Origin of the sequence: Actinosynnema sp. NPDC091369, from assembly GCF_044757065.1 — a bacterium.
Lineage (GTDB): Bacteria > Actinomycetota > Actinomycetes > Mycobacteriales > Pseudonocardiaceae > Actinosynnema.
Genome location: NZ_JBIVUG010000001.1, coordinates 1333364 through 1354311, shown reverse-complemented (window position 1 = coordinate 1354311; position 20948 = coordinate 1333364). Strand labels below are relative to the sequence as shown.

21 protein-coding genes are annotated in these 20948 nt (G+C 73.1%); 6 read left to right on the top strand and 15 right to left on the bottom strand.

Going from position 1 to position 20948, the window contains the following annotated elements:
- Positions 1 to 47 precede the first annotated feature (47 nt).
- Positions 48 to 1109 carry an NADH:flavin oxidoreductase/NADH oxidase gene (locus ACIQMJ_RS06705; RefSeq protein WP_499759964.1) on the bottom strand — a complete coding sequence of 354 codons (1062 nt, stop codon included), beginning with the start codon at positions 1107 to 1109 and terminating at the stop codon, positions 48 to 50.
- Between the two features lie 325 nt (positions 1110 to 1434).
- Here ACIQMJ_RS06705 and ACIQMJ_RS06700 point away from each other — a divergent pair, with 325 nt between their 5' ends.
- The 4 genes from ACIQMJ_RS06700 to ACIQMJ_RS06685 all read left to right on the top strand — a co-directional run bounded on the left by ACIQMJ_RS06700 (position 1435) and on the right by ACIQMJ_RS06685 (position 5444).
- Positions 1435 to 2142 (top strand): Crp/Fnr family transcriptional regulator, encoded by a 708-nt coding sequence (locus ACIQMJ_RS06700; RefSeq protein WP_053714278.1) that lies wholly within the window; start codon positions 1435 to 1437, stop codon positions 2140 to 2142.
- A 107-nt stretch (positions 2143 to 2249) separates the two neighbouring features.
- On the top strand, positions 2250 to 3086 hold the full coding sequence (locus ACIQMJ_RS06695) for a hypothetical protein (protein ID WP_499759963.1): 837 nt from the start codon (positions 2250 to 2252) through the stop codon (positions 3084 to 3086).
- 1 nt (position 3087) lies between these two features.
- On the top strand, positions 3088 to 3447 hold the full coding sequence (locus ACIQMJ_RS06690; protein WP_499759962.1) for a hypothetical protein: 360 nt from the start codon (positions 3088 to 3090) through the stop codon (positions 3445 to 3447).
- Complete coding sequence (locus ACIQMJ_RS06685) at positions 3444 to 5444, top strand: ATP-binding protein (protein WP_499759961.1); 2001 nt, start codon at positions 3444 to 3446, stop codon at positions 5442 to 5444. The genes ACIQMJ_RS06690 and ACIQMJ_RS06685 overlap by 4 nt, the downstream gene beginning before the upstream one ends.
- Here ACIQMJ_RS06685 and iolD read toward each other — a convergent pair.
- From iolD to ACIQMJ_RS06640, 9 genes are all read right to left on the bottom strand, one after another.
- Positions 5435 to 7282, bottom strand: a complete 1848-nt coding sequence (iolD, locus tag ACIQMJ_RS06680) for a 3D-(3,5/4)-trihydroxycyclohexane-1,2-dione acylhydrolase (decyclizing) (RefSeq protein WP_499759960.1) — start codon at positions 7280 to 7282, stop codon at positions 5435 to 5437. The two genes, ACIQMJ_RS06685 and iolD, sit on opposite strands and share 10 nt — an antisense overlap.
- Entirely contained in the window at positions 7279 to 8160 is an 882-nt protein-coding gene (gene iolB, locus ACIQMJ_RS06675; protein ID WP_499759959.1) for a 5-deoxy-glucuronate isomerase, read from the bottom strand. Before iolB ends, iolD begins: the two co-directional genes overlap by 4 nt.
- Positions 8157 to 9092, bottom strand: a complete 936-nt coding sequence (locus ACIQMJ_RS06670) for a Cgl0159 family (beta/alpha)8-fold protein (RefSeq protein WP_499759958.1) — start codon at positions 9090 to 9092, stop codon at positions 8157 to 8159. The genes iolB and ACIQMJ_RS06670 overlap by 4 nt, the downstream gene beginning before the upstream one ends.
- Before the next feature lie 253 nt (positions 9093 to 9345).
- On the bottom strand, positions 9346 to 10275 hold the full coding sequence (gene iolC / locus ACIQMJ_RS06665; protein WP_499759957.1) for a 5-dehydro-2-deoxygluconokinase: 930 nt from the start codon (positions 10273 to 10275) through the stop codon (positions 9346 to 9348).
- Positions 10272 to 11045, bottom strand: a complete 774-nt coding sequence (locus tag ACIQMJ_RS06660) for an ATP-binding cassette domain-containing protein (protein ID WP_499759956.1) — start codon at positions 11043 to 11045, stop codon at positions 10272 to 10274. The genes iolC and ACIQMJ_RS06660 overlap by 4 nt, the downstream gene beginning before the upstream one ends.
- Positions 11042 to 12088 (bottom strand): ABC transporter permease, encoded by a 1047-nt coding sequence (locus ACIQMJ_RS06655; protein ID WP_499759955.1) that lies wholly within the window; start codon positions 12086 to 12088, stop codon positions 11042 to 11044. The genes ACIQMJ_RS06660 and ACIQMJ_RS06655 overlap by 4 nt, the downstream gene beginning before the upstream one ends.
- Before the next feature lie 11 nt (positions 12089 to 12099).
- Positions 12100 to 13092: a sugar ABC transporter substrate-binding protein gene (locus tag ACIQMJ_RS06650; protein ID WP_499759954.1), complete on the bottom strand. Its 993-nt coding sequence runs from the start codon at positions 13090 to 13092 to the stop codon at positions 12100 to 12102.
- A 19-nt stretch (positions 13093 to 13111) separates the two neighbouring features.
- Positions 13112 to 13972: a TIM barrel protein gene (locus ACIQMJ_RS06645; RefSeq protein ID WP_499759953.1), complete on the bottom strand. Its 861-nt coding sequence runs from the start codon at positions 13970 to 13972 to the stop codon at positions 13112 to 13114.
- Positions 13969 to 14973 carry a Gfo/Idh/MocA family protein gene (locus tag ACIQMJ_RS06640; RefSeq protein ID WP_499759952.1) on the bottom strand — a complete coding sequence of 335 codons (1005 nt, stop codon included), beginning with the start codon at positions 14971 to 14973 and terminating at the stop codon, positions 13969 to 13971. The genes ACIQMJ_RS06645 and ACIQMJ_RS06640 overlap by 4 nt, the downstream gene beginning before the upstream one ends.
- Before the next feature lie 150 nt (positions 14974 to 15123).
- On the opposite strand from ACIQMJ_RS06640, the gene ACIQMJ_RS06635 reads away from it, so the two are divergent.
- A complete protein-coding gene (locus ACIQMJ_RS06635; protein WP_499759951.1) occupies positions 15124 to 16113 on the top strand; it encodes a LacI family DNA-binding transcriptional regulator in 990 nt (329 codons plus the stop codon).
- Here ACIQMJ_RS06635 and ACIQMJ_RS06630 read toward each other — a convergent pair.
- Positions 16106 to 16414: a DMT family transporter gene (locus ACIQMJ_RS06630; RefSeq protein ID WP_499759950.1), complete on the bottom strand. Its 309-nt coding sequence runs from the start codon at positions 16412 to 16414 to the stop codon at positions 16106 to 16108. The genes ACIQMJ_RS06635 and ACIQMJ_RS06630 overlap by 8 nt on opposite strands.
- 2 nt (positions 16415 to 16416) lie before the next feature.
- Positions 16417 to 17157 carry an SDR family NAD(P)-dependent oxidoreductase gene (locus tag ACIQMJ_RS06625; protein ID WP_499759949.1) on the bottom strand — a complete coding sequence of 247 codons (741 nt, stop codon included), beginning with the start codon at positions 17155 to 17157 and terminating at the stop codon, positions 16417 to 16419.
- 85 nt (positions 17158 to 17242) lie between these two features.
- Here ACIQMJ_RS06625 and ACIQMJ_RS06620 point away from each other — a divergent pair, with 85 nt between their 5' ends.
- Positions 17243 to 17797 (top strand): TetR/AcrR family transcriptional regulator, encoded by a 555-nt coding sequence (locus ACIQMJ_RS06620; RefSeq protein ID WP_499759948.1) that lies wholly within the window; start codon positions 17243 to 17245, stop codon positions 17795 to 17797.
- Here the strand turns inward: ACIQMJ_RS06620 and ACIQMJ_RS06615 are convergent.
- Genes ACIQMJ_RS06615 through ACIQMJ_RS06605 form a run of 3 tightly spaced genes read right to left on the bottom strand, consistent with a single transcriptional unit; the run spans position 17794 to position 20844 of the window.
- Positions 17794 to 19326, bottom strand: coding sequence for a tripartite tricarboxylate transporter permease (locus ACIQMJ_RS06615; protein WP_499759947.1), 1533 nt, complete (start codon positions 19324 to 19326; stop codon positions 17794 to 17796). The genes ACIQMJ_RS06620 and ACIQMJ_RS06615 overlap by 4 nt on opposite strands.
- A 1-nt stretch (position 19327) precedes the next feature.
- Positions 19328 to 19867, bottom strand: coding sequence for a tripartite tricarboxylate transporter TctB family protein (locus ACIQMJ_RS06610; protein WP_499759946.1), 540 nt, complete (start codon positions 19865 to 19867; stop codon positions 19328 to 19330).
- Positions 19864 to 20844 (bottom strand): Bug family tripartite tricarboxylate transporter substrate binding protein, encoded by a 981-nt coding sequence (locus tag ACIQMJ_RS06605; RefSeq protein ID WP_499759945.1) that lies wholly within the window; start codon positions 20842 to 20844, stop codon positions 19864 to 19866. The genes ACIQMJ_RS06610 and ACIQMJ_RS06605 overlap by 4 nt, the downstream gene beginning before the upstream one ends.
- Positions 20845 to 20948 lie beyond the last annotated feature (104 nt).

The window sequence follows — 20948 nt, the reverse complement described above, 5'->3', positions numbered from 1 at the left end:
GCTGCCGGTTGTCCAGACCGGCAGCCCAACCTTTGCAGCGGGCCCTACTACGCCCTGGCGTACTGCCTCGGCGGGTTGACCTGCACCCCCAACTCCTGAGCCGCGTGCAGCGGCCAGTACGGGTCGCGCAGGAACTCCCGGCCGAGCAGCACCAGGTCGGCCGAGCCATCGGCGAGGACCTGCTCGGCCTGCCGGGCGTCGGTGATCATGCCGACCGCCCCGGTGGGCACGTCGGCCTTCCGCCGCACGGCCTCGGCGAACGGCACCTGGTAGCCGGGGCCGGTCGGGATGTCCGCCGTGGGCGTGTTGCCCCCGGTCGACACGTCGACCACGTCGGTGCCCAGGGCCGCGAGGTCGCGCGCCAGCGCGACGCTGTCCTCAGCGGTCCAGCCGCCCTCGACCCAGTCGGTGGCGGAGATGCGCACGAACACCGGCACCTCGGGGCCCACGGCTTCCCGGACGGCGGCGGTGACCTCGCGCACCACCCTGGTGCGGTTCTCGAAGGAGCCGCCGTAGGCGTCGGTGCGGTGGTTGCTGAGCGGCGACAGGAACTCGTGCAGGAGGTAGCCGTGGGCCGCGTGCACCTCGACCACCCGGAAGCCGGCCGCCAGCGCGCGCTTCGCCGCCGCGGCGAAGTCCTCGACCACCCGCGCGATGCCGTCGGCGTCCAGCTCGGCCGGCGTGCGGTAGCTCTCGTGGAACGGCACGGCGCTGGGCGCGACGGGCGTCCACCCGCCGTCGGCGTCGGCGACCCCGCCGCGGCGCTCCGCGAACGGCGCGTAGGTCGAGCCCTTGCGCCCGGCGTGGGCGAGCTGGACCCCGGCGACGGAGCCCTGCTCGTGGATGAAGTCGACGACCCGCCGCCACGACTCGACGTGCGCGTCGTCCCACAGGCCCGTGTCCTCGGGCGAGATGCGGCCGACCGCCTGCACCGCGGTCGCCTCGGTGAACACCAGGCCCGCGCCGCCGACCGCGCGCGAGCCGAGGTGGACCAGGTGCCACCCGTTCGGGTGGCCGTCCTGGGCGGAGTACTGGCACATGGGGCTGACCGCGATGCGGTTGGGCAGCGTGACGGCGCGGACGGTCAGCGGGCTGAAGAGCAAGCTCACGTGCGGCTCCTGGGTACGTTCCGGTATGGCAACGGCCTCTCGGCGCGTCACCTGGTCCAAGGTCGCCGCGACGGCCCCTTGTTCCCCGGTGTGGCGGCCGTCCCACCTCACGGGAGCTGCGCAATTCCATTCGATTCGGTATTGCGCGTGCATTCGCACGTGATCTTCAATGGGAGGTCGGTCGGCAAAACGCCGAACAAGAGGACACCAGTTACGCCCATTCGGGTGTACTGTCCGCAGCACGTTCGGGGAGACCATCACTTGCCGTCCGACGCAGGTCGGCCCATTGGAAGTTCCCGCCGGTCACGACAGTAACAGGATCCACATGCTGCCCATGCCGACCACGATGACACAGGATCCAGGGTGGCCCAGCAACAGCCTCCTGGGTCGCCTCCGAGACAACACCCGACAAGAGCTGTTGAACATCGGCACGGTCGTGCGGTACACGGCCGACCGCGAAGTCATCGAGCAAGACGCGAAGGACACTCATGTCCTTCTCCTGCTCGACGGCGTCGTCAAGGTGCAGACCACGGACGAGACCGGCGACACGGCGCTGCTCGCGATCCGCGTCGCGGGCGACCTGGTCGGCGAGATGGCCGCGCTGGACCAGAAGCCGCGCTCGGCCACCGTCGTCACGTGCGGCGACGTGGTCGCGAAGCTGATCACCAGCGGTGAGCTGATGAGCTTCCTGCACCGGCGCAACGATGTGTTCGTCGAATTGATCGGGATGATCAACGACCGGCTGCGCTGGGCGAACCAGCGCCGGCGGGATTTCCTGTCCCACCCGGCCGCCGAACGGGTGGCCCGGGTGCTGGCCGAATTGGTGCAGACCTACGGCCGCGAAGAGGCCCACGGGTGGACGTTGGGAATTCCGCTGACGAAGGTGGAACTCGCCTCGATCGCCGGGATGAAGCCGCGCACGGCCGAGAAGGCGTTCTCCGATCTGCGAAAAGCGGGGGTGGTGGTGAGTCACCTGAGGCGTGACGTGCTGGTGCCGGATCTGGCCGGGCTGCGCAAATTCGCGGGCTTCTGACGCGAGACCGCATTTCTGCGGTATTCGCGCCGATGCCGTAGTCCACAGTGACTCTGCGCAGTCGTGCGTCCGCAGTGCGTCAGCACCCTCCGTCGAAAGGCTTGGCCATGAGCTTCCAGCGCAGCTTGCTGGTGTGTTGTGACCTGAAGAGCTACGGGTCGGCCGACGACCTGCTGCAACGCGAGCTCCAGGAGCTGCTGGTGCGCAGCCTGGACCGGGCGGGCGAGGCGGCCGGCCTGGACCGGGCGTCGTGGCGGCGGCAGGCCAAGGGCGACGAGGAGTGGGCCGTGCTGCCCGCCGCGACGCCGGAGGGCGACGTCGTGGACCGGTACGTGCGCGCGCTGGACGCCGAGCTGGCCAAGACCAACCGCTACCGGGTGCCGGAGGCCAAGCTGCGGATGCGGATGGCGATCCACTTCGGCACCACGGTCGAGGGCGCCAACGGCTACCCCGGCCAGGACGCCGTGCTGGTCAGCAGGTTGCTCAACAGCGAGCCGCCGCACGCGGCGCTGGAGCAGTCGCCCGGCTCGGACCTCGTCGTGGTGCTGTCCGACACGCTGTTCACGTCGCTGGTCGCGGCCCGGTACACGACGCTGCGGCCGGAGGACTTCCGCCGCGTGGACGTGCGGGTGAAGAACTTCCGCGGCCACGGGTGGATGTGGCTGCCCAGCGGTGACGTGCACTCGCTGGTCCTGGACGCCGCCGAGCCGGACCCCGCGACCGAACCGGGCGCGACCGCCGCCGAGCCGGTGTCGCCCGTCGTCACGGCCGCCCCGGTCACCCAGCACGCGGTCGCCACCGGTGGGTCGACCGTGGTCCAGGCCGGCCGCGACGCGCGCGTGTCCACCCAGAACGCCGACGTGATCCAGCACTTCGACCGCAACGACCAGCGGGGCTCGCACTTCGGCCCGGTCTACCGCAGGGACAGCGACGAGAGGGCGTGAGGTGCGCGAGGAACCGCTGAGACTCCTCGCCGGCGCGGCCGCGGGCGCGCTGGCGACCGTCGCGGACACCGAGCAGTGGCCCGAGCTGCGCGCGCGGGTGGCCGCGGTCCTCGCGCCCGACCAGGTCGACCTGGTCAGCGCCCGGCTGGACGAGGCCCGCCGCAGGCTGGTCGCCGTGCCGCGGGTGCGGCTGGAGCTGGCGCGGGCCGAGTTCACCACGGAGTGGCGCGGCTCCATCCACACCATGCTGTGGGAACGCCCCGAAGCCGCCGCCCCGCTGCGCGCCGTCCTGCACGACGTGAGCCCCGCCCTGCCGCGCGTGGTCGGCGACTTCGCGGCCGGTGCCACCGCACGGCGGTGAACGACGACGCGGCCGGGCCGTCGGCCGCCGTGGGCAACCACGTCAGCGGCGCCGTGACCGGGCCCGTGGTGCAGGCCGGGCACATCGAGCACCTCCACGTGCGGCCGGACGCCCCCGTCGCGCTGGCCGGGCTGCCACCGTCGGACCCCGCGTTCACCGGGCGCGCCCCGGACCTGGCGCGGCTGGCACGGGCGTTGACCTCGCCGCGCCCGGTGCTGGTCACGGCTGTGGCCGGGCTCGCGGGCGTCGGCAAGACGACCCTGGCGGTGCGGGCGGCGAGCCGGTTCGCGGGCGGCGTGCTGTTCATCGACCTGCGGGGCTACTCGGCCAACCCGGTCCAGCCCGCCGAGGCGCTGTCGGTGTTCCTGCACGCGTTGGGCGTGCCGGGCGAGCACGTGCCCGCCGACCCGGCGGCCCGCGCCAACCTCTACCGGTCAGTCCTGGCCGGGCGCGCCGAGCCGGTGCTGGTGCTCGCGGACAACGCGTCCTCCGCCGACCAGGTCCGCCCGCTGCTGCCCGGCGGCGGCGCGCACCGGGTGCTGATCACCAGCCGTGAGGTGCTGGGCGAGCTGAGCGCGCACCAAATCCGGGTGGACGTGCTGCCGCCCGCCGAGGCGGAGGAGCTGATCCGCGCCGCCGTCCGCACCCGCAACCCCGACCGCGTCCTGGACGGCCCGGTCGCCGAGCTGGCCGACCTGTGCGGGCACCTGCCGCTGGCGCTGGGCATCGTGGCGGCGCTGCTCGCCGAGGACGCCGACCTGTCCGTGCGCGACCTGGTCGGCCTGGTGGCCACCGCGACGAACCGCCTGGACGAGCTGGAGTACGCCGGGAACTACGCCGTGCGCGCCGCGTTCGAGCTGTCCTACCAGCGGTTGGGCGCGGCGGAGCGGCGGATGTTCCGGCTGCTGTCGATCGACCCGGGGCCGGGGACGAGCGCCGAGGCGGCGGCGGCGCTGGTCGGCGAGCCGGTCGGCCGGGCGAAGCGCCTGCTGGCGGGTCTCAAGCGCGCGCACGTGCTGGAACCGGCCGGTCCGGGCCGCGTCCGGTTCCACGACCTGCTGCGGATCTTCGCCGAGGAGTGCCGCGCACGCGACGAACCCGACTCCGGGCAGGCGTTCGAACGCCTGCTGGACCACTACGTCCGCTCCGCTCGGCAGGCGCCGCCGTCGTGGTTCGAGGTGGAGCGCGCGAACCTGGTGGCCGTGGTCGAGCTGGCCGACGACGACCGCGCCGTCGACCTCGCGGTGGCGATCGGCGACTCGCCCGTGCCGAGGACCCGGTGGGACGACTGGGAGTCCACCTACCGGCACGCCCTGGCCGCCGCCGGTCGCCTCGGCCGGGTGCGCGACGAGGGCCGGCTGCTCAACGGGCTGGCGATGCTCGTGCTGGAGCAGCGCCGGTTCGAGGAGGCGCGTGACCTGTGCGACCGCGCGCTGACCGCGCACCGCTCGACCGGGGACCGGCACGGCGAGGCGGTCGCCCTGAACACCCTGGCGGACCACGCCCTCGACCGGCAGGACTTCGCGCAGGCCGGTCGGCTGTACCTGCGGGCGTTGCGGATGTTCGAGGAACTCGGCGACCGGCGCCGGCAGGGCGTGGTGCTCAACCACCTGGGCGCGCTCAACTGCTGGGAGCACGCGTATCGCGCCGCGGGGATCGCGTTGCGCGCGGCGCTCACCACCTACCGCGAGGTCGATGACGCCCACGGCGAGGCCAGGGTGCTCACCAACCTGGGCGTCCTGGCGCTGCGGACCGGTGACCTCGCCGAGGCGCGTCGGGTGTCGGTCGACGCGCTGGCCGTCGTCCGCCGCGTCGGCGACCGGCTCGGCACGGCGAAGGTGCTGGTGAACCTCGGGATCGTGCACGAGCGCGTGCGGATGGTGGAGCAGGCGCGCGAGTGCTGGACCGAGGCGCGGGACGTGTTCCGCGGGTTCGGGGACCTGGAGTCCGCGAGCCACGTCGAGCGGTGGCTCGCGGAACTCGACCGTCAGAGGTAGCGAATTTGTTTCGCTTTTCCGGCGGCCACTTCGTCGTGGGCGGCGGTGATTTCCGGGCGGTGCGCGACTTCCGGCACGCCGACTTCCCACCACGCGCCCGCTTCGGTCCACGCGGACGGGTGAGTGCGAATCACGACCACGGCCGGGCGGTGTTCGGTCTTCGCGACTTCCCGCGCGCGCCGATAAGCGTCACGCAGGCCGTCGAGGTCGTCCACCGGGAACGTCGCGCACCCCATCGCGGCGGCGTGCGCGGCGAAATCGGTGCGCGGCGGCCGGGCGTGCGCCGAGCGGACGTCGTCGTAGAGGTTGTTGAACCCCGCGCCGCCGTTGCCGGTCTGGAGGCGGTGGATCACCGCGTAACCGTCGTTGTCGCACACGACCGCCACGAAACCGTGCCCGGCGAACGCCGCCGAGAACAGCTCCGAGTTCAACATCAGGTACGAGCCGTCACCCAGCAGCGCGGTGACCACGCCGTCCGGGCGGGCGATCGCCGCGCCCCACGCGCCCGCCAGCTCGTAGCCCATGCAGGAGAAGCCGTACTCGACGTCCATGGTCGCCTCGCCGAGCGCGCGCCAACCGCCGATCAGCTCGCCGGGCAGGCCGCCGGACGCCGTCAGCACGTAGTCCTCCGGCATCGACTCCTCGTTCACCACGCCCACGACCTGCGCGTACGTCGGCGTGCCGCCGGGGGTGCGCAGGCCGTCGACGTGCGCGTCCCACTTGCCGCGCTCCTCGGCCGCCCCGGCCGCCCAGTCCGGGTCGGCCCGCCAGTCGCCGAGCACGTCGGTCAGCTCGCGCAGCCCTTCGTCGGCGTCCGCGACCAGCGCCAGCGCGCCGTGCTTCACCGCGTCGAACCGGGCGGTGTTGAGGGAGACGATCCGGACGTCCGGCGCGAAGACCGTCCACGACGCGGTGGTGAAGTCCTGGAGGCGGGTGCCGACGGCGAGGACCACGTCGGCCCGCGCGGCCAGGGCGTTGGCCGAGGCGGAGCCGGTGATGCCGAGCGGCCCGGCGTGCAGCGGGTGGTCGTGCGGCACCTCGGTGCGACCGGCCGTCGTCTCGGTGACGGGGACGGCGTGCTGCTCGGCGAAGCGGATCGCGCGGCCGGCGGCGCGGGAGTAGCGGACGCCGCCGCCCAGGACGAGCAGCGGCCTGCGCGCACCGCGCAGCGCGGCGGCGGCTTCGGCGAGGGCGCGGGTGTCCGGGCGGGGGCGTTGCGGGCGGTGGGCGACCGGCGTGAACAGGGCGTCGGGGAAGTCGAACGACTCGGCCTGCACGTCCTGCGGCAGGGCCAGCACGACCGGGCCGCAGTCGGCCGGGTCGGTGAGCACGCGGGCCGCCTGCGGGAGGGTGTTGAGCAGCTGCTCGGGACGCGTGACCCGGTCGAAGTAGCGGCTGACCGCGCGGAACGCGTCGTTGACCGTGGTCGTCGGGTCGCCGAAGTGCTCGACCTGCTGCAACACCGGGTCGGGCGCGCGGCTGGTGAACGTGTCGCCGGGGAGCAGCAGGAGGGGCAGGCGGTTGGCGTGGGCGACGCCGGCGGCCGTGACCATGTTCAGCGCGCCCGGTCCGATGGACGAGGTGGCGACGCCGACCTGGCGGCGGTGGGTGGCCTTCGCGATGCCGACCGCGGCCAGCGCCATGCCCTGCTCGGTGTGGCCGCGCCAGACGGGGAGCTCGTGCCGGGACTCCTCCAGGGCGTTGCCGAGGGCGAGGACGTTGCCGTGGCCGAAGATCGCGAAGACGCCGGGGAACAGCGGGGCCTCGCGGCCGTCGGACAGCTCGGTGCGTTGCGCGGTGAGCCAGCGGACCAGTGCTTGCGCGGTGGTGAGCCTCATTCCACCCGTCCTTCCGCGGTCGTGACGGGGCAGCGCGGGTCGAGGTCCTGGCCCGCCCAGGTGTCCCGGATCCAGGTGTGCGCGGGGTCGTCGCAGAACGCCATGGAGCGCTCGGGGTTCGGGCCGGCGAGGACGTTGAGGTAGTACATCGGGTAGCCGGGGGCCGCGACGCACGGGCCGTGGTAGCCGCGGGGGATGAGGAAGACGTCGCCGTCGCGGACGAGCACGTCCTCGTCCACGTCGCCGTCGTCGGTGTAGGTGCGGTGGAAGCCGAACCCCTCACGCGACGGGGTGGTCTTGTCGCGGCCGGCGATGCGGAAGTAGTAGATCTCCTCGTTGACGACGTCGCAGGTGTGGTCGTGCTTGTGCGGCGGGTAGGACGACCAGTTGCCGTCCGGGGTGATCAGTTCGCAGGCGATCAGCTTGTCGGCGTGGTCCCAGACGCCCGGCACGCCGAAGTTGGTGACCTGGCGGGTGGCGTTGCCCGCGCCCCTGACCTCGACCGGGACGTCCTCGGCCGGGCCGTACCTCGGGGCGAGCCTGCGGTCGCACCGGGCCATCGGCAGCGCCACCTCCACACCGTCTCTCGTGGACAGCCGGACGTGCGCGTCGCGGGGCAGGTAGGCGAAGTCCGTGACGCGGGTGAAGACCGAGTCCCGCCCCCGCACCTCGAACCGCTCGCCGTCGACCTCCACCACGCAGCCGCCGGACAGGGGAAGCACGAACGCCTCGTAGTCGCCGGTCTCGAACGTGGCCACTCCACCGGGGTGCAGCAGGAGGACGCGCAACCCGGCGTGATCCCACCCGGCAATGTCAGGGGTGAGTTCGACGGCGTTCTCACCCCGCGCCAACGTGCCCAGCGGCCGATGCCAACTCATCCCGCCACACCACCCTCTCCGGCTCCCGCCTGCCCCTTCACGGCCTCTCGCGCCGTCCGCAACACCATCGCCGCCGCCTCGACCGCCGCCGCCACGTCCCCGTCCGGCGGGTAGAGCAGCGCCCGTCCGATCACCAGCCCTCGCACGGTCGGGTGACGCAACGACCGCCCCCACGACTCCAGGTCGTCGCTCAACCGGGCGGACGGCACACCACCGAGCACGAGCGCGGGCAACGTCGTCGCATCGAGCACCTCATCGGGTGACGGCGGCAGCTTCAACCAGGTGAACGCGGACGTCACCCCCAACCCGGCCGCCACGCTCCCGGCCCGCGCCAACGCCAAGGCGTCCTTCTGCAACACCAGTTCCCCGGCCGCGTCACGCGCGTAGGGCAGCGGCTCGACCATCGCCATCAGGCCGCGCTCGGCCAACGCCGACACCGCCGCGGCGCAGCTCTCCAGCGTGGGCACGGTGCCGGGGTCGGAGTCGACCAGCCGCAGCAACATCTTCCCGCCGTCCAACCCGTTGCCCGCGATCGACGTGGGGTCGTACGCGGTGAACCGGTCGTCGATCTCCCACTCCGCCCCGGCCAGCCCGCCGCGGTTCATCGAGCCGATGACGACCTTGTCGTGCAGGCCGTCCAGCAGCAGCAGTTCCTCGATCACGTCCGGCGTGCCCAGCACCCCGTCCACGGCCGGGTTCGCCAGCGCGGTCAGCAGCCGGTCCAGCAGGGAGCGGCGGTCGGCCATGGCCAGCGGGTCGCCGCCGACGCCCAGCGCGCCGCGGGCCGGGTGGTCGGCCGCGACCAGGAACAGGGTGCCCTGGTCGCACAGCACCTGCGCCCGCCGTCGTCGTGCCTGGTAGGCGCGGCGGATGGCGGCCGGGTCGGTCGCCCTGGTGTCCAGCAACGCGGTCCACTGCGCGTCGCTGATCACCGCGCACCTCCGGCCACGGGCGTCGCCGGGGCCAGGGCCGGCGTCGGGGGCGGCAGCGTCGGGGGCAGCGGGGTCGTCGGGGTGGGTGGTGGGTACGGGGGGTGGTTGTCGGGCGCTCGGTCCTCGTTTAACCGAGGAGTGGTAACAGTGTTTCCGTACATTGTCGGGTCATGTTCACCCGATTGTGTTGCTGGGTGGGGCGTGGTCGGTTGATCTTGGCACGGGTTGCCGGGACGCGCTCGGCGAAGTGCTTTCACAGGTGGGCCTCGATCTCCGCACTCGTCGGCATGGCGTCGGCGCAGGCCAGGCGGCCGGCGACCAGGGCGCCGGCGACGTTGGCGTAACGGGCGATCCGGTCCGGTGGCCAGCCCGACAGCAGGCCGTGGGCCAGGGCGCCGCCGAACGCGTCGCCCGCGCCCAGCCCGCAGACGACGTCCACCGGGTGCGGAGGGACGGTCCAGGACTCGGTCGCCGTGGCGAACAGGACGCCCTCGCCGCCCTTCTTCACCACGGCCAGCTCGACGCCGCGGGACAGCAGGCGGGCGGCGGCTTCGTCGGGGTCCGAGGTGCCCACCGCCACCTCCACCTCGGCCCGGTTGCCCACGGCCACCGTCACGTGGTCCAGCATCCAGCCGATCTCGCGCCGCGCGGTGGCCACGTCCGGCCAGAACATCGGCCGGTGGTCGAGGTCCAGCACCGTCCAGCGGCGGCGGGCCCGGTGCTCCAGGATCCGGCGCTGGGTCTCGCGGGCGGGTGAGGCCGAGACACCGGTTCCGGTCACCCACAGCAGGGGCACCTCGGCCACCAGGTCCCACGGCACGTCCTCCGGCGTGAGCGACAGGTCGGGGGCGAGCGGCGCGCGGTAGAAGAGCAGCGGTGGGTCCTCGGGTGGGTCCAAGGCGCAGAACACGACGGGTGTCTGCAGGTCGGGTGCGGTGCCCACGTAGGACGACGACACGCCGAACGACTCCAGCGCCGAGCGCACGTACGGGCCGAAGCCGTCCGGCCCGACCTTCGTCAGCACCGCGGCGGAACGGCCCAGCCGCGCCGCCGCCACGGCCACGTTCGTCGCCGTCCCGCCGAGCGACTTGGCGAACGTCCGCACCTGCGCCAGCGGCACGCCGCTCTGCTCCGGGTACAGGTCGACCCCGACCCGGCCGACGGTCAGCACGTCGACCGTCATTCGGCCACACCGCGCAGCTCGTGCGCCAACGCCTCCAGCTCCGCCCCGCCGGCCATCTGCCTGGTCAGCTCCTCCAGGCCGATGTCCGCCTTCTCGTGCACCCCCAGCGCGCGGCCCCGCTTGAGCAGCAGGAACCGGTCTCCGACGGGGTAGGCGTGGTGCGGGTTGTGGGTGATCAGCACGACTCCGAGCCCCCGGTCGCGCGCCCGGGCGACGTACTTGAGCACCACCCCGGCCTGCTTCACGCCGAGCGCGGCGGTCGGCTCGTCCAGGATCAGCACCTTCGCCCCGAAGTGCACGGCCCGCGCGATGGCGACGCACTGCCGCTCGCCGCCGGACAGCGTGCCGACCGGCTGTTCGACGTCACGCAGGTCGATGCCCATCTCGGCCAACGCCGTCCGCGTCACGTCCCGCGCCCGCCGCCGGTCGAGGAAGCCGAACCGGGTGGTCGGCTCGGACCCGAGGAAGAAGTTGCGCCACACGCTCATCAGCGGCACCACGGCGAGGTCCTGGTAGACGGTGGCGATGCCCCGGTCGAGCGCGTCGCGCGGCGACGTGAAGCGGACCGGTGTGCCGTCGACCAGGAACTCGCCGGAGTCGTGCTGGTGCACGCCCGCCAGCACCTTGATCAGGGTGGACTTGCCCGCGCCGTTGTCGCCGAGCACGCACGTGACCTCGCCGGCGTGGACGACGGTCGAGACGTCCCGCAGCGCGATCACGCTGCCGTAGGTCTTGCCGATGTCCCGCGCCTCCAGCAGTGGGGTCGTCATCGCCGCACCCTCTCCGCCCGCCGCCGCAGGGCGTTGTTGACGAGCACGGCGGCCAGCAGCATCACGCCGAGGAACAGCTGGAACCAGTCGGAGTTCCAGTTGGCGTAGACGATGCCCTGCCGGGCCATGCCGAAGATCAGCGCGCCGATCGCCGCGCCGACGGCCGAGCCGAACCCGCCGGTCAGCAGGCAGCCGCCGATCACCGCGGCGATGATGAACTGGAACTCCAGCCCGATGCCCTGGTTGGCCTGCACGCTGGTGAACCGCAGGATGTTGATCGAGCCGACGAGCCACGCCGCGCCGGCCGTGGTCATGAAGAGCAGCACCTTCGTGCGCACCACGGGCACGCCGACCGCCCGCGACGACAGCGGCGACCCGCCGACGGCGAAGATCCAGTTGCCGAACCGGGTGCGCAGCAGGACGATCGCCGCGACGATCGTGCACAGCATCCACCACACAATGGACACGTAGAACCCCGTGCCGCCCACCGTGAACGTCGAGGCGAACAGGAACCCGGCCGACGAGTAGCCGTCCGCGGATCGCATGCCGGAGACCTGCACGGTCCCGGTCACCAACCGCGTGACGCCGAGGTTCAAGCCCTGCAACGCCAGGAACGTCCCCAGCGTCACGATGAAGCTGGGCAACCCGGTGCGCATCACCAGCCAGCCGTTCAGCGCGCCGACGGCCAGCGCGAACGCCAGCGACGCGAGCAGCGCGAGCCACACGTTCCAGCCGAGCCGGGTCGCCAGGATCGCCGTGACCAGGGCGGTGGACGCGGTCATCACGCCGGCCGACAGGTCGAACTCGCCGCCGATCATGAGCAGCGCCACCGCGACCGCCATGATGCCGAGCGTGGACGCGTCGTCCAGCCACGTCGCCACCCCGCCGGCGCTGAGGAACCGCTCGGTCGCGACCGAGAAGAACGCGAAGACCAGCACCGCGCCGAGCAGCGCGCCGATCTCGGGTCGCAGCACCAGCCGGTCGAGCAGCCGGGCCGAGCCGACCCGCTCGTCCGCGGGTGCGGCCACAGGCGCTGAAGTCACCGGCGTCCTCCTCAGCGGGTGCCGCGTCGGGCGTACTCGGCGACCTTGTCCACATTGGACTTGTCGACGAAGCCGGGTCCGGTGAGGACCGGCTTGCCGCCGCCGACGGTGTTGGCGTTGTCGCGGTAGAGCTTGAGCATCACGACCGGCAGGTAGCCCTGCTCGTACTGCTGCTGGTCGACGGCGAAGAGCACGTCACCGGCCTTGATCGCGGCGGTGACGTCGGCGTTGAGGTCGAACGTGGCCACGGCCGCCTTCGACGACGCGCCCTTGGCCGCGCTCACCGACGACACGGCGACCTGCGGGTTCAGCGCGAGCACCGCGTCCACGGACGGGTCGGTCTGCAACGCGCCCTTGATGCGGGACTCGACGTCGGTCGGGCTGTTGATGTCGACCTGGAGGTTCGTGACCGTGCCGCCGAACCCGGCGCGCACGCCGTCGCAGCGCTGGTTCAGGCCGACGTTGCCGGCTTCGTGGATGACGCACAGCACGTTGGTCTTGCCGGCGTCCCGGAGCTTTCGCCCGGCCTGCTCGCCGGCGACGCTCTCCTCCTGGCCGACGTGCGCCAGTGCGCCGAACGACGCGCTCTTGTCCGAGCCGGAGTTGATGGTGATGACCGGGATGCCCGCCTTGACCGCGTTCTCGATCGAGGTCTTCAGCGCGTCCGGGTTGGCCATGGAGACGACGATGCCGCCGACCTTCTGCGACACCGCGTTGTCGATCAGCGTGGACTGCCGGCCCGGGTCGCCGTCGGAGTTGTAGTCGACCGTGACGCCGAGCTGCTTGCCCGCGTCGGTGGCCCCGTTCTTCACCACGTTCCAGAACGCGTCACCGGCCGTGCCGTGGGTGACGACGGCGACGCGCAGGTCATCGGTGGGCGCCGGCGCGGCGCCGGTGTTCCCGGTGGTGCTGCCGGTGTCGGCGACCGGTCCGCTGCACGCGGCCAGCAGCGCGAGCCCGGTCAGGGCCAGACCTGCTCGCAGGGCCGTTCGAGTGGACGTCATTGTCTCTCCTCGCTGGTGTTCAGGCGGTGATCCGGGTGAGGTGCGCGAGGCTGCGCGCGGTGTCCCGCACCGGTGTGTCGAGCGGGCTGCCGGCGCCGAGCGCGGTGTCCTGCTCCAGGACGTACCAGCCGGTGTAGCCGGCGTCCCGGAGGAACGCCACCAGCGCCGCCACGTCCACGTCGCCGTCGCCCAGCGGCACGTACATGCGCTGCTGCACGGCGGCCATGTAGCCGATGTCCCCCTCGCGGACGGTGGCCGCGATGTCGGCGCGCACGTCCTTCAGGTGGACGTGCCCGATGCGCGAGGGGTGGCGGCGGGCCAGGTCGACCGGGTCCGTGCCGCCGATGAGCAGGTGGCCGGTGTCCAGGCACAGGTCGAGGTCGGAGTCGGCGAGGAACCGCTCGACCTCGGCGGCGCGCTCGACGTGCGTGCCGACGTGCGGGTGCAGCGCGGTGCGCAGTCCGTGGTCGGCGGCCCGGTCGCGGATCAGCGAGGCCGTGCCGATCAGGGTGCGCCACTCGTCGTCGGTGAGCGCGGGGCGCTCGTCGTAGCCGTCCAGGCCGGTGGCGGCGGCCAGCACGAGGACCTCCGCGCCCGCGGCGGCGAGCAGCGCGGCCACCCGGCCCGCCTCGTCCACCGCGGACTGCGCGCCGGTGTGCAGCGGAACGGCCAGGAAACCGCCGACGAGCGCGAGCCCGTGCTCGTCCAGCAAGGACTTCAACGCCGACGGTTCGGCGGGCAGGTAGTCGGGCGGACCGAGTTCGGTGGCCCGCAACCCGAGGGACGCCATCTCCGCCAGCACCGACGCCGGTTCGAGGACCTCGCCCCAGCCGGGAACCTCGCAGACACCCCACGAGATGGGCGCTCCGGCGACCTTCACGCGGCGACCTCCGTCCCGATCCGGACCGGCGCGCCCGACCGCCGCGACCGCTCGCACGCCTCGGCCAACCGGAGGCTGACCAGACTCTCCCGCGCGGGCGACGGGTTCGCCACCGTGCCCGCCACGACCTGCGTGAACACCGCCACCTCGGCCAGGTAGGCGCGGTGGAAGCGCTCGGGGAAGCCGGGGTAGGCGTCGGCCGCGACCTTCGGGCCGTCGGGTTCCAGCGACGTCAGCGGCGTGCGCGGGTCCAGGCCGGCCGCCAGGGAGTCGCGGCTGCCCAGCACCTCGATGCGGTGGTCGTAGCCGAGCGGGTCGTGCCGGCCGCCCGCCAGCACGGCGTGCGCGCCGCCCGCGAACGTGAGCATCACCACGGCGTTGTCCACGTCGTCGGCGTCCGCGAACGCGCGGTCCACCAGCACGGACCCCGACGCGTACACCTCCACCACCGGCTCGCCGACCAGCCACGGCACCGCGTCCAGGTCGTGGATCAGCAGGTCGCGGAACAGGCCGCCGGACTGGGGCAGGTAGGAGAAGTCGGGCGGTCGGGCGTCGTTGCCGAGCGCGCGGACGAGGTAGACGTCACCGACCTCGCCCGCGCGGACGCGCCGGTGCAGTTCGGACACCGCCGGGTCGAAGCGGCGCTGGAAGCCGACCAGGACGTCCACCCCGGACGCCTCCACGTCGTCGACCAGCGCGCGCATCTCGTCCAGGTGGCTCGCGATCGGCTTCTCGCACAGCGTGGGCACGCCCGCCGCGATGGCCGCGCGCAGCAGCGCCGGGTGCGTGGTGGTGGGCGTGGCGAGCAGGACGCCGTCACTGGCGGTGAGCAGCGCGTCGAGGTCGGCCACGCTCCGGGTGCCGGGCAGCAGGGCCGAGGCTTGCGCCGCGCGGCCGGGCACGGGGTCGAACAGGAGGACTTCGTCGACCTCGTCGAGGGTGGCCAGGTTCGTGGCGTGCATGGTGCCGATCCGACCCACTCCGGCTACTCCGATGCGCATGCCGCAGGTCTCCGTCCTGGTAGAGGCGCTCCGGCGTTAGAGCGCTCTATTTGTTGGAGCGCTCTAAGGCTGTAGCGTCCGTCACACGGGTGTCAAGGGCGCGTTGCCCGCCCGTGACGTCCGCCGACGCGCCGGAGGAGGGGGACAACGGTGGCCAGACCCACGATGGACGACGTCGCGGCACGCGCCGGGGTGTCCCGCGCGCTGGTGTCGTTGGTCATGCGGGGGTCACCCAAGGTGAGCGACCAGCGGCGGGCGGCCGTGCTCAAGGCGGCGGCGGAGTTGGGGTACTCGCCGCACGCGATGGCCCGCTCGTTGGCCAGCCGCACGTCCCACGTGCTCGGCGTGATGGTGTCCGACCTGCACAACGCGTTCTTCGCGGAGGTGGTGGACGGGCTGGACGCGGTGGCGGCCGAGCACGGCTTCGACCTGATCCTCAACACCGGCGGGCGCAGCCCGGCGCGGGAACGGCGGGCGTTGCGCAGCCTGCTGTCGTTCCGGCCGGCGGGTCTCGCGCTGCTCTCGCCCGTGGTGCCGTCGGCGGACATCGGCCGCGCGGCGGAGCAGACACCCGTGGTGCTGGTGGCGCGGTCGTCCCGACTGGCCACTGTGGACACCGTGAACGACGACGGCGAGCGGGGCATCGCGCTCGCCGTCGACCACCTGGTGTCGTTGGGGCACCGGCGGATCGCGCACCTCGACGGTGGCGGGGGCTCGCAGGCCGCGCCACGCCGACGCGGGTACCTGGCCGCGATGGCGGCGCACGGCCTCCCGCCCCGGGTGGTGGCCAGCGAGTACACCGACGCGGCCGGCGCGCGGGCCGTGCGCGGCTTGGCGGCCGACATGCCGACCGCGATCGTCTCGTGCAACGACTTCAACGCGGTCGGCGCGATCTCGGCGTTGGAGGAAGCCGGGTTCCGCGTGCCGCGGGACGTGTCCGTGGTCGGCTACGACAACACGTCCCTCGCGGCCCTGCGGCACGTCTCGCTGACCACGATCGACCAGCCGCGCAACGAGTTCGGCCGGCTGGCCGCCGAGGCCCTGCTGCAACGGGTGCGCGGCGAGCGGGACGATCCCGTGCGCCACCTGCTGCACCCGTCGCTGGTCGTCCGCTCGACCACGGCCCCGCCGGTCAGGTGAGCTTGAGGCCCACCACGCCGAGCACGATCAACGCCAGGCACGCCAGCCGCAGCGGTGACGCGCTCTCACCCGCGGCGATGCCCACCAGGACCACGCCCACCGCGCCGAGCCCGACCCACACCGCGTAGGCCGTGCCGACGGGCAGGTCGCGCATGGCGATCGTGAGCAGCACGAAGCTCACCACCGCCGCGGCGATGCCGATCACCGACGGCCACGGGCGGGTGAACCCGTCCGACCGCCCCAGCGCGGTGGCCCACACGGCCTCCAGCAACGCCGCGCCGAGCAGCAGCACCCAGGCCACGGCTACGCCACCGCGCCCGCGTCGACCACGAACGCCGCACCGGTGACGTTGCGCCCGCCGTCGCCGACGAGGTGCGCGACCGTCGCGGCCACGTCCTCCGGGTCGCAGTACCGGCCGAGCGCGGTGAGGCGGCGCTCCTCGTCGGCGCCCGGGCCGTCGGCCGGGTTCATCCCGGTGTCGGTCGAGCCGGGGTGGACGAGGTTGACCGTGATGCCGCGCGGGCCGAGGTCGCGGGCCAGGCCCTTGGTGAGCCCGATCAACGCCGACTTGCTCATCGCGTAGAGCGCCCAGCCCGGGTGCGGCACCCGCTCGGCCAGGCTGCTGCCGATGGTGACGATCCGGCCGCCCGCCGCCATGTGCGGGACGACGGCCTGGGCCAGCACGAACGCCGCCCGCGCGTGGATCGCCAGGACCCGGTCGACCTCGTCGGCGGTGACGTCCTCGAACGGGCCGTGCGGGGCGACGCCCGCGTTGTTCACCAGGACGTCCAGGCCGCCGAACGCGGTCGCGGCGCGGGCGGTGGCCTCACGCAGGGCGTGGACGTCGGTCGCCTCGGCTCGCACCGCGAGTGCGCGCACGCCCATCGCGGTCATCTCCTCGACCACCGCTCTCGCGCGGTCGGCCGAGCGCGCGTAGGTGATCGCGACGTTCGCGCCGTCGCGGGCCAGCCGCTTGGCGATCGCCGCCCCGATCCCGCGACTGCCGCCGGTGACGAGCGCGGACCTGCCGTCGAGCTGTTCCATCGGTGCCCCCAATAACCGGAACTGGTTCCGCTTCAGCTTAAGCGGAACCAGTTCCGGTTGTCGAGGGTCGGGCTAAGCTGCCGCGGTGACGCGGGAACGGGCCGACGCCGCCAAGAACCGGGCGAAGATCCTGGCCGCCGCCGCCGACATCGTCGCCGAGCGCGGCATCGAGGGCCTCGCCATGGCCGAGGTCGCCGCCGCGTCCGGCGTCGGCGTCGGCACCCTCTACCGCCGCTTCGGCGACCGCTCCGGCCTGGCCCACGCGTTGATCGACGCCTCGGAACGCGAGTTCCAGGCCGCCTTCCTCACCGGCCCGCCCCCGGTCGGCCCCGGCGCGCCACCCGCCGACCGCGTCCGCGCGTTCCTGCACGCCCTGGTCGACCGCACGCTCGCCCAGCTCGACCTGCTGCTGATGGCCGAGACCACCGGCCCGTTCGCCCGCTTCGGCGGCGCCTACGACGCCCACCACCGCCACCTGACCGTGCTGATCGGCCAGGCCCGACCGGACCTCGACGCCGCGTTCACCGCCGACGCCCTGCTCGCCCCCCTGGCCGCGAATTTGATCGCCCACCGGGGTGTCGAGGCCGCCCGGGTCAAGCGCGGCCTCGACACCCTGCTGGACGCCCTGCTGCCGGGCTAGGCGTCCACCTTCGGCCGTTCCGGCTCCGGTGCGGACCCGGTCGGCGGAGCGGGCTTGCGGAGCAGGCGGCGCAGCAGGGGCCAGGCCAGCAGGACGGCCACGATGCCGTAGACGACCAGGGCGAACGGGGTGTTCACCAGGCCCGTCAGCGACCCGTCCGACAGTTGCAGGGCGCGGCGCATCTGCTGCTCGGCGGCCGGGCCGAGGATCACGCCGATGATCGCCGGCAGCACGGGCAGGCCGTAACGCCGCATCACGAACCCCAGCACGCCGATCACGAACATCACCAGCAGGTCGAACACGTCCGCGTTCACCGCGTACGCGCCCACGCTCGCGAAGAACAGGATGCCCGCGTACAGGTACGGCCGGGGGATGCGCAGCAGCTTCGCCCACACCGGCGCCAGCGGCAGGTTCAGCACCAGCAGCAGGCACAGTCCGATGAACAGCGACGCGATCAGGCCCCACACCAGCGCCGACTCCCGCTCGAACAGCAGCGGTCCCGGTTGGATGCCGTACTGCTGGAACGCCGCCAGCATCACCGCGGCCACCGCCGTGGTCGGCAGGCCCAGCGTCAGCATCGACACCAGCGTGCCCGCGGCCGACGCGCTGGCCGTCGCCTCCGGACCGGCCACGCCCTCGATCGCGCCCTTGCCGAACTCGTCGCGGTGCTTGGACAGCCGCTTCTCGGTCACGTACGACAGGAACGTCGGGATCTCCGCGCCGCCCGCCGGGATCGCGCCGAACGGGAACCCGATCACCGGGCCGCGCAGCCACGGCTTCCACGACCGCCGGAAGTCCTCCCGGCCCAGGAACGCGCGGCCGACCGGGATGGCCGCGGCGGGCTTGCGCCGCAGGTGGGCGGCCACCCACAACGACTCGCCGACCGCGAACAGGGCCACCGCGACCACGACCACGTCGATGCCGTCGGCCAGGTGCAGCGAGCCGAACGTGAGCCGCTGCTGCCCGGTCATCTCGTCCAACCCCACCAGACCGATGGTCAGGCCGATGAGCAGGGACGCGAAGCCGCGCACGCGGGACGCGCCGAGCACGGACGTCACCGCGATGAACGCCAGCACCATGATCGCGAAGAAGTCCGGCGCGCCGATGTCCACGGCGAACCGCGCCACCGTCGGCGCGAGCAGGACCAGCAGGGTCGTGCCGATGACGCCGCCGACGAAGTGCCCGATGGCCGCCGCCGCCAGCGCTTGCGAACCGCGGCCCTTGCGGGCCATCGGGTTGCCGTCGATCGCCGCCACCACCGCCGCGCTCTCCCCCGGCGTGTTGAGCAGGATGGACGTGGTCGAGCCGCCGAACATGCCGCCGTAGTAGATGCCGGCGAACATGATGAACGCCCCGGTCGGCTCCAGGCCGTAGGTGACGGGCAGCAGCAGGGCCACCGCCATCGCCGGGCCGATGCCCGGCAGCACGCCGATCGCCGTGCCCAGCAGCACGCCCAGCGCCGCCAGCGCCAGGTGCGTCGGCGTCAGCGCGGTCGCGAATCCCTCGAGGAGGTTGGTGAACGAGTCCACGTCAGAACATCCCCACCAGCGGGCCGCCGGGCAGCGGAACGCCCAGCAGGTTGTTGAACAGCACGAACGTCACCACCGACAGGCCGGCGGCGAGCAGCGGGTCGCGGACGGGGTTCCGGCTGCCCAGCGCGTAGGCCGCACCCCAGAACAGCACCGCCCCGGAGATCGGGAAGCCGACCACCCCGATCAACGCCGCGTTGGCCAGGAACGCGCCGCACAGCAGCAGCACGGTCCGCCAGTCGGCCGGCGCGGACAGGTCGACGTCCTCGCCGCCCTCCGCTTCGCCGCGCCCACCGCGCAGCACGTCGCGCGCCAGCAGTGCCGCGACCACGATCAGCCCGACGCCGACGACCACCGGCACCGCCTTCGGCCCCACCGGACCGCGCTGCGCGAAGTCGGTGTGGATCCGGATCGCGTCGACCAGGACCAGCACGCCCAACCCGACCAGCACCGCGGACACGCCCAGCTCCGAGCGCTCCCGCAGCCACGCCCGGCTCAGGGGCTTGTTCACCGCCTTGTGCACGCCCAACCCTCCACTCATGCCAACCCCAGGTCCTTGAGCACGGCCGCCACCCGGTCGTTCTCCTCGCGCAGGAACGCGCCGAACTCCTCGCCCGGCGCGAACGCGTCCGTCCAGCCGTTGCGCGCCAACGCCTCGCGCCACTGCGGGGTGCCGTGCAGGTCGGTGAACAGGTCCACCAGCCGGGCCCGGTCGGTGTCGGAGATCCCCGGCGGCGCGACCACGCCCCGCCAGTTGTTGAACTCGACGTCCACACCGGACTCGCGCAGCGTCGGCGCGTCCACACCGGACAGCCGCGACCCGCTGGTCACCGCCAGCACGCGGATCTGCCCGGCCTCGATCTGGTCGCGGTACTCGCCCACGCCGGACACGCCGAACGCGACCTTGCCGCCCAGCACCGACGCCAGCAGCTCCCCGCCGCCGTCGAACGGGATGTAGTTGACCCGCCGCGGGTCGAGGCCGACCGCCTTGGCGATCAGCATCGGCGCCAGGTGGTCCGGCCCGCCCGGCGACGAACCGCCGCCGACCGTCACCCCGCCCGGGTCCGCCTTCCACGCCGCGACCAGGTCGTCCAGCGACCGGTACGGCGAGTCCGCGCCGACCACGACGATGTCCGGCTCCTCGATGAGCTTCGCGATCGGCGTGGTGTCCAGCAGCGACGACGGCGCCTTGTTGGTGTAGACGCTGCCGACCACGCCCAGGCCCATCGACATCACGAGCTTGCCGTTGCCGCGCTCGCTGACCGTGCGGCCGAGCCCGACCGTGCCGCCCGCGCCGGGCAGGTTGAACACCTCGGTGTTGCGGATCAGCTCCGCGTCCTCCATCGCCTTCGCGGCGGTGCGCGCCGTGACGTCGTAGCCGCCGCCCGGCGCGTTGGGCACCAGCACGCGCAGGGTGCGCAACGACGCCGTGGTGTCCGCGCCGGACGTCAGCAGCGGCGGCACGAGGACGACGACCGCCAACGCGCCGACGACCGCGAGCCAAGTCCTGATCCGCACTGTGATCCCCGCCTCTCTTCCGCGTGGTTGGACATGTTGCACTCGTGTAAACAGGGAAGTCCCGCTTGCGCGCCTAAGGGTTCTTTTGTTCTTTGTGGTCACGG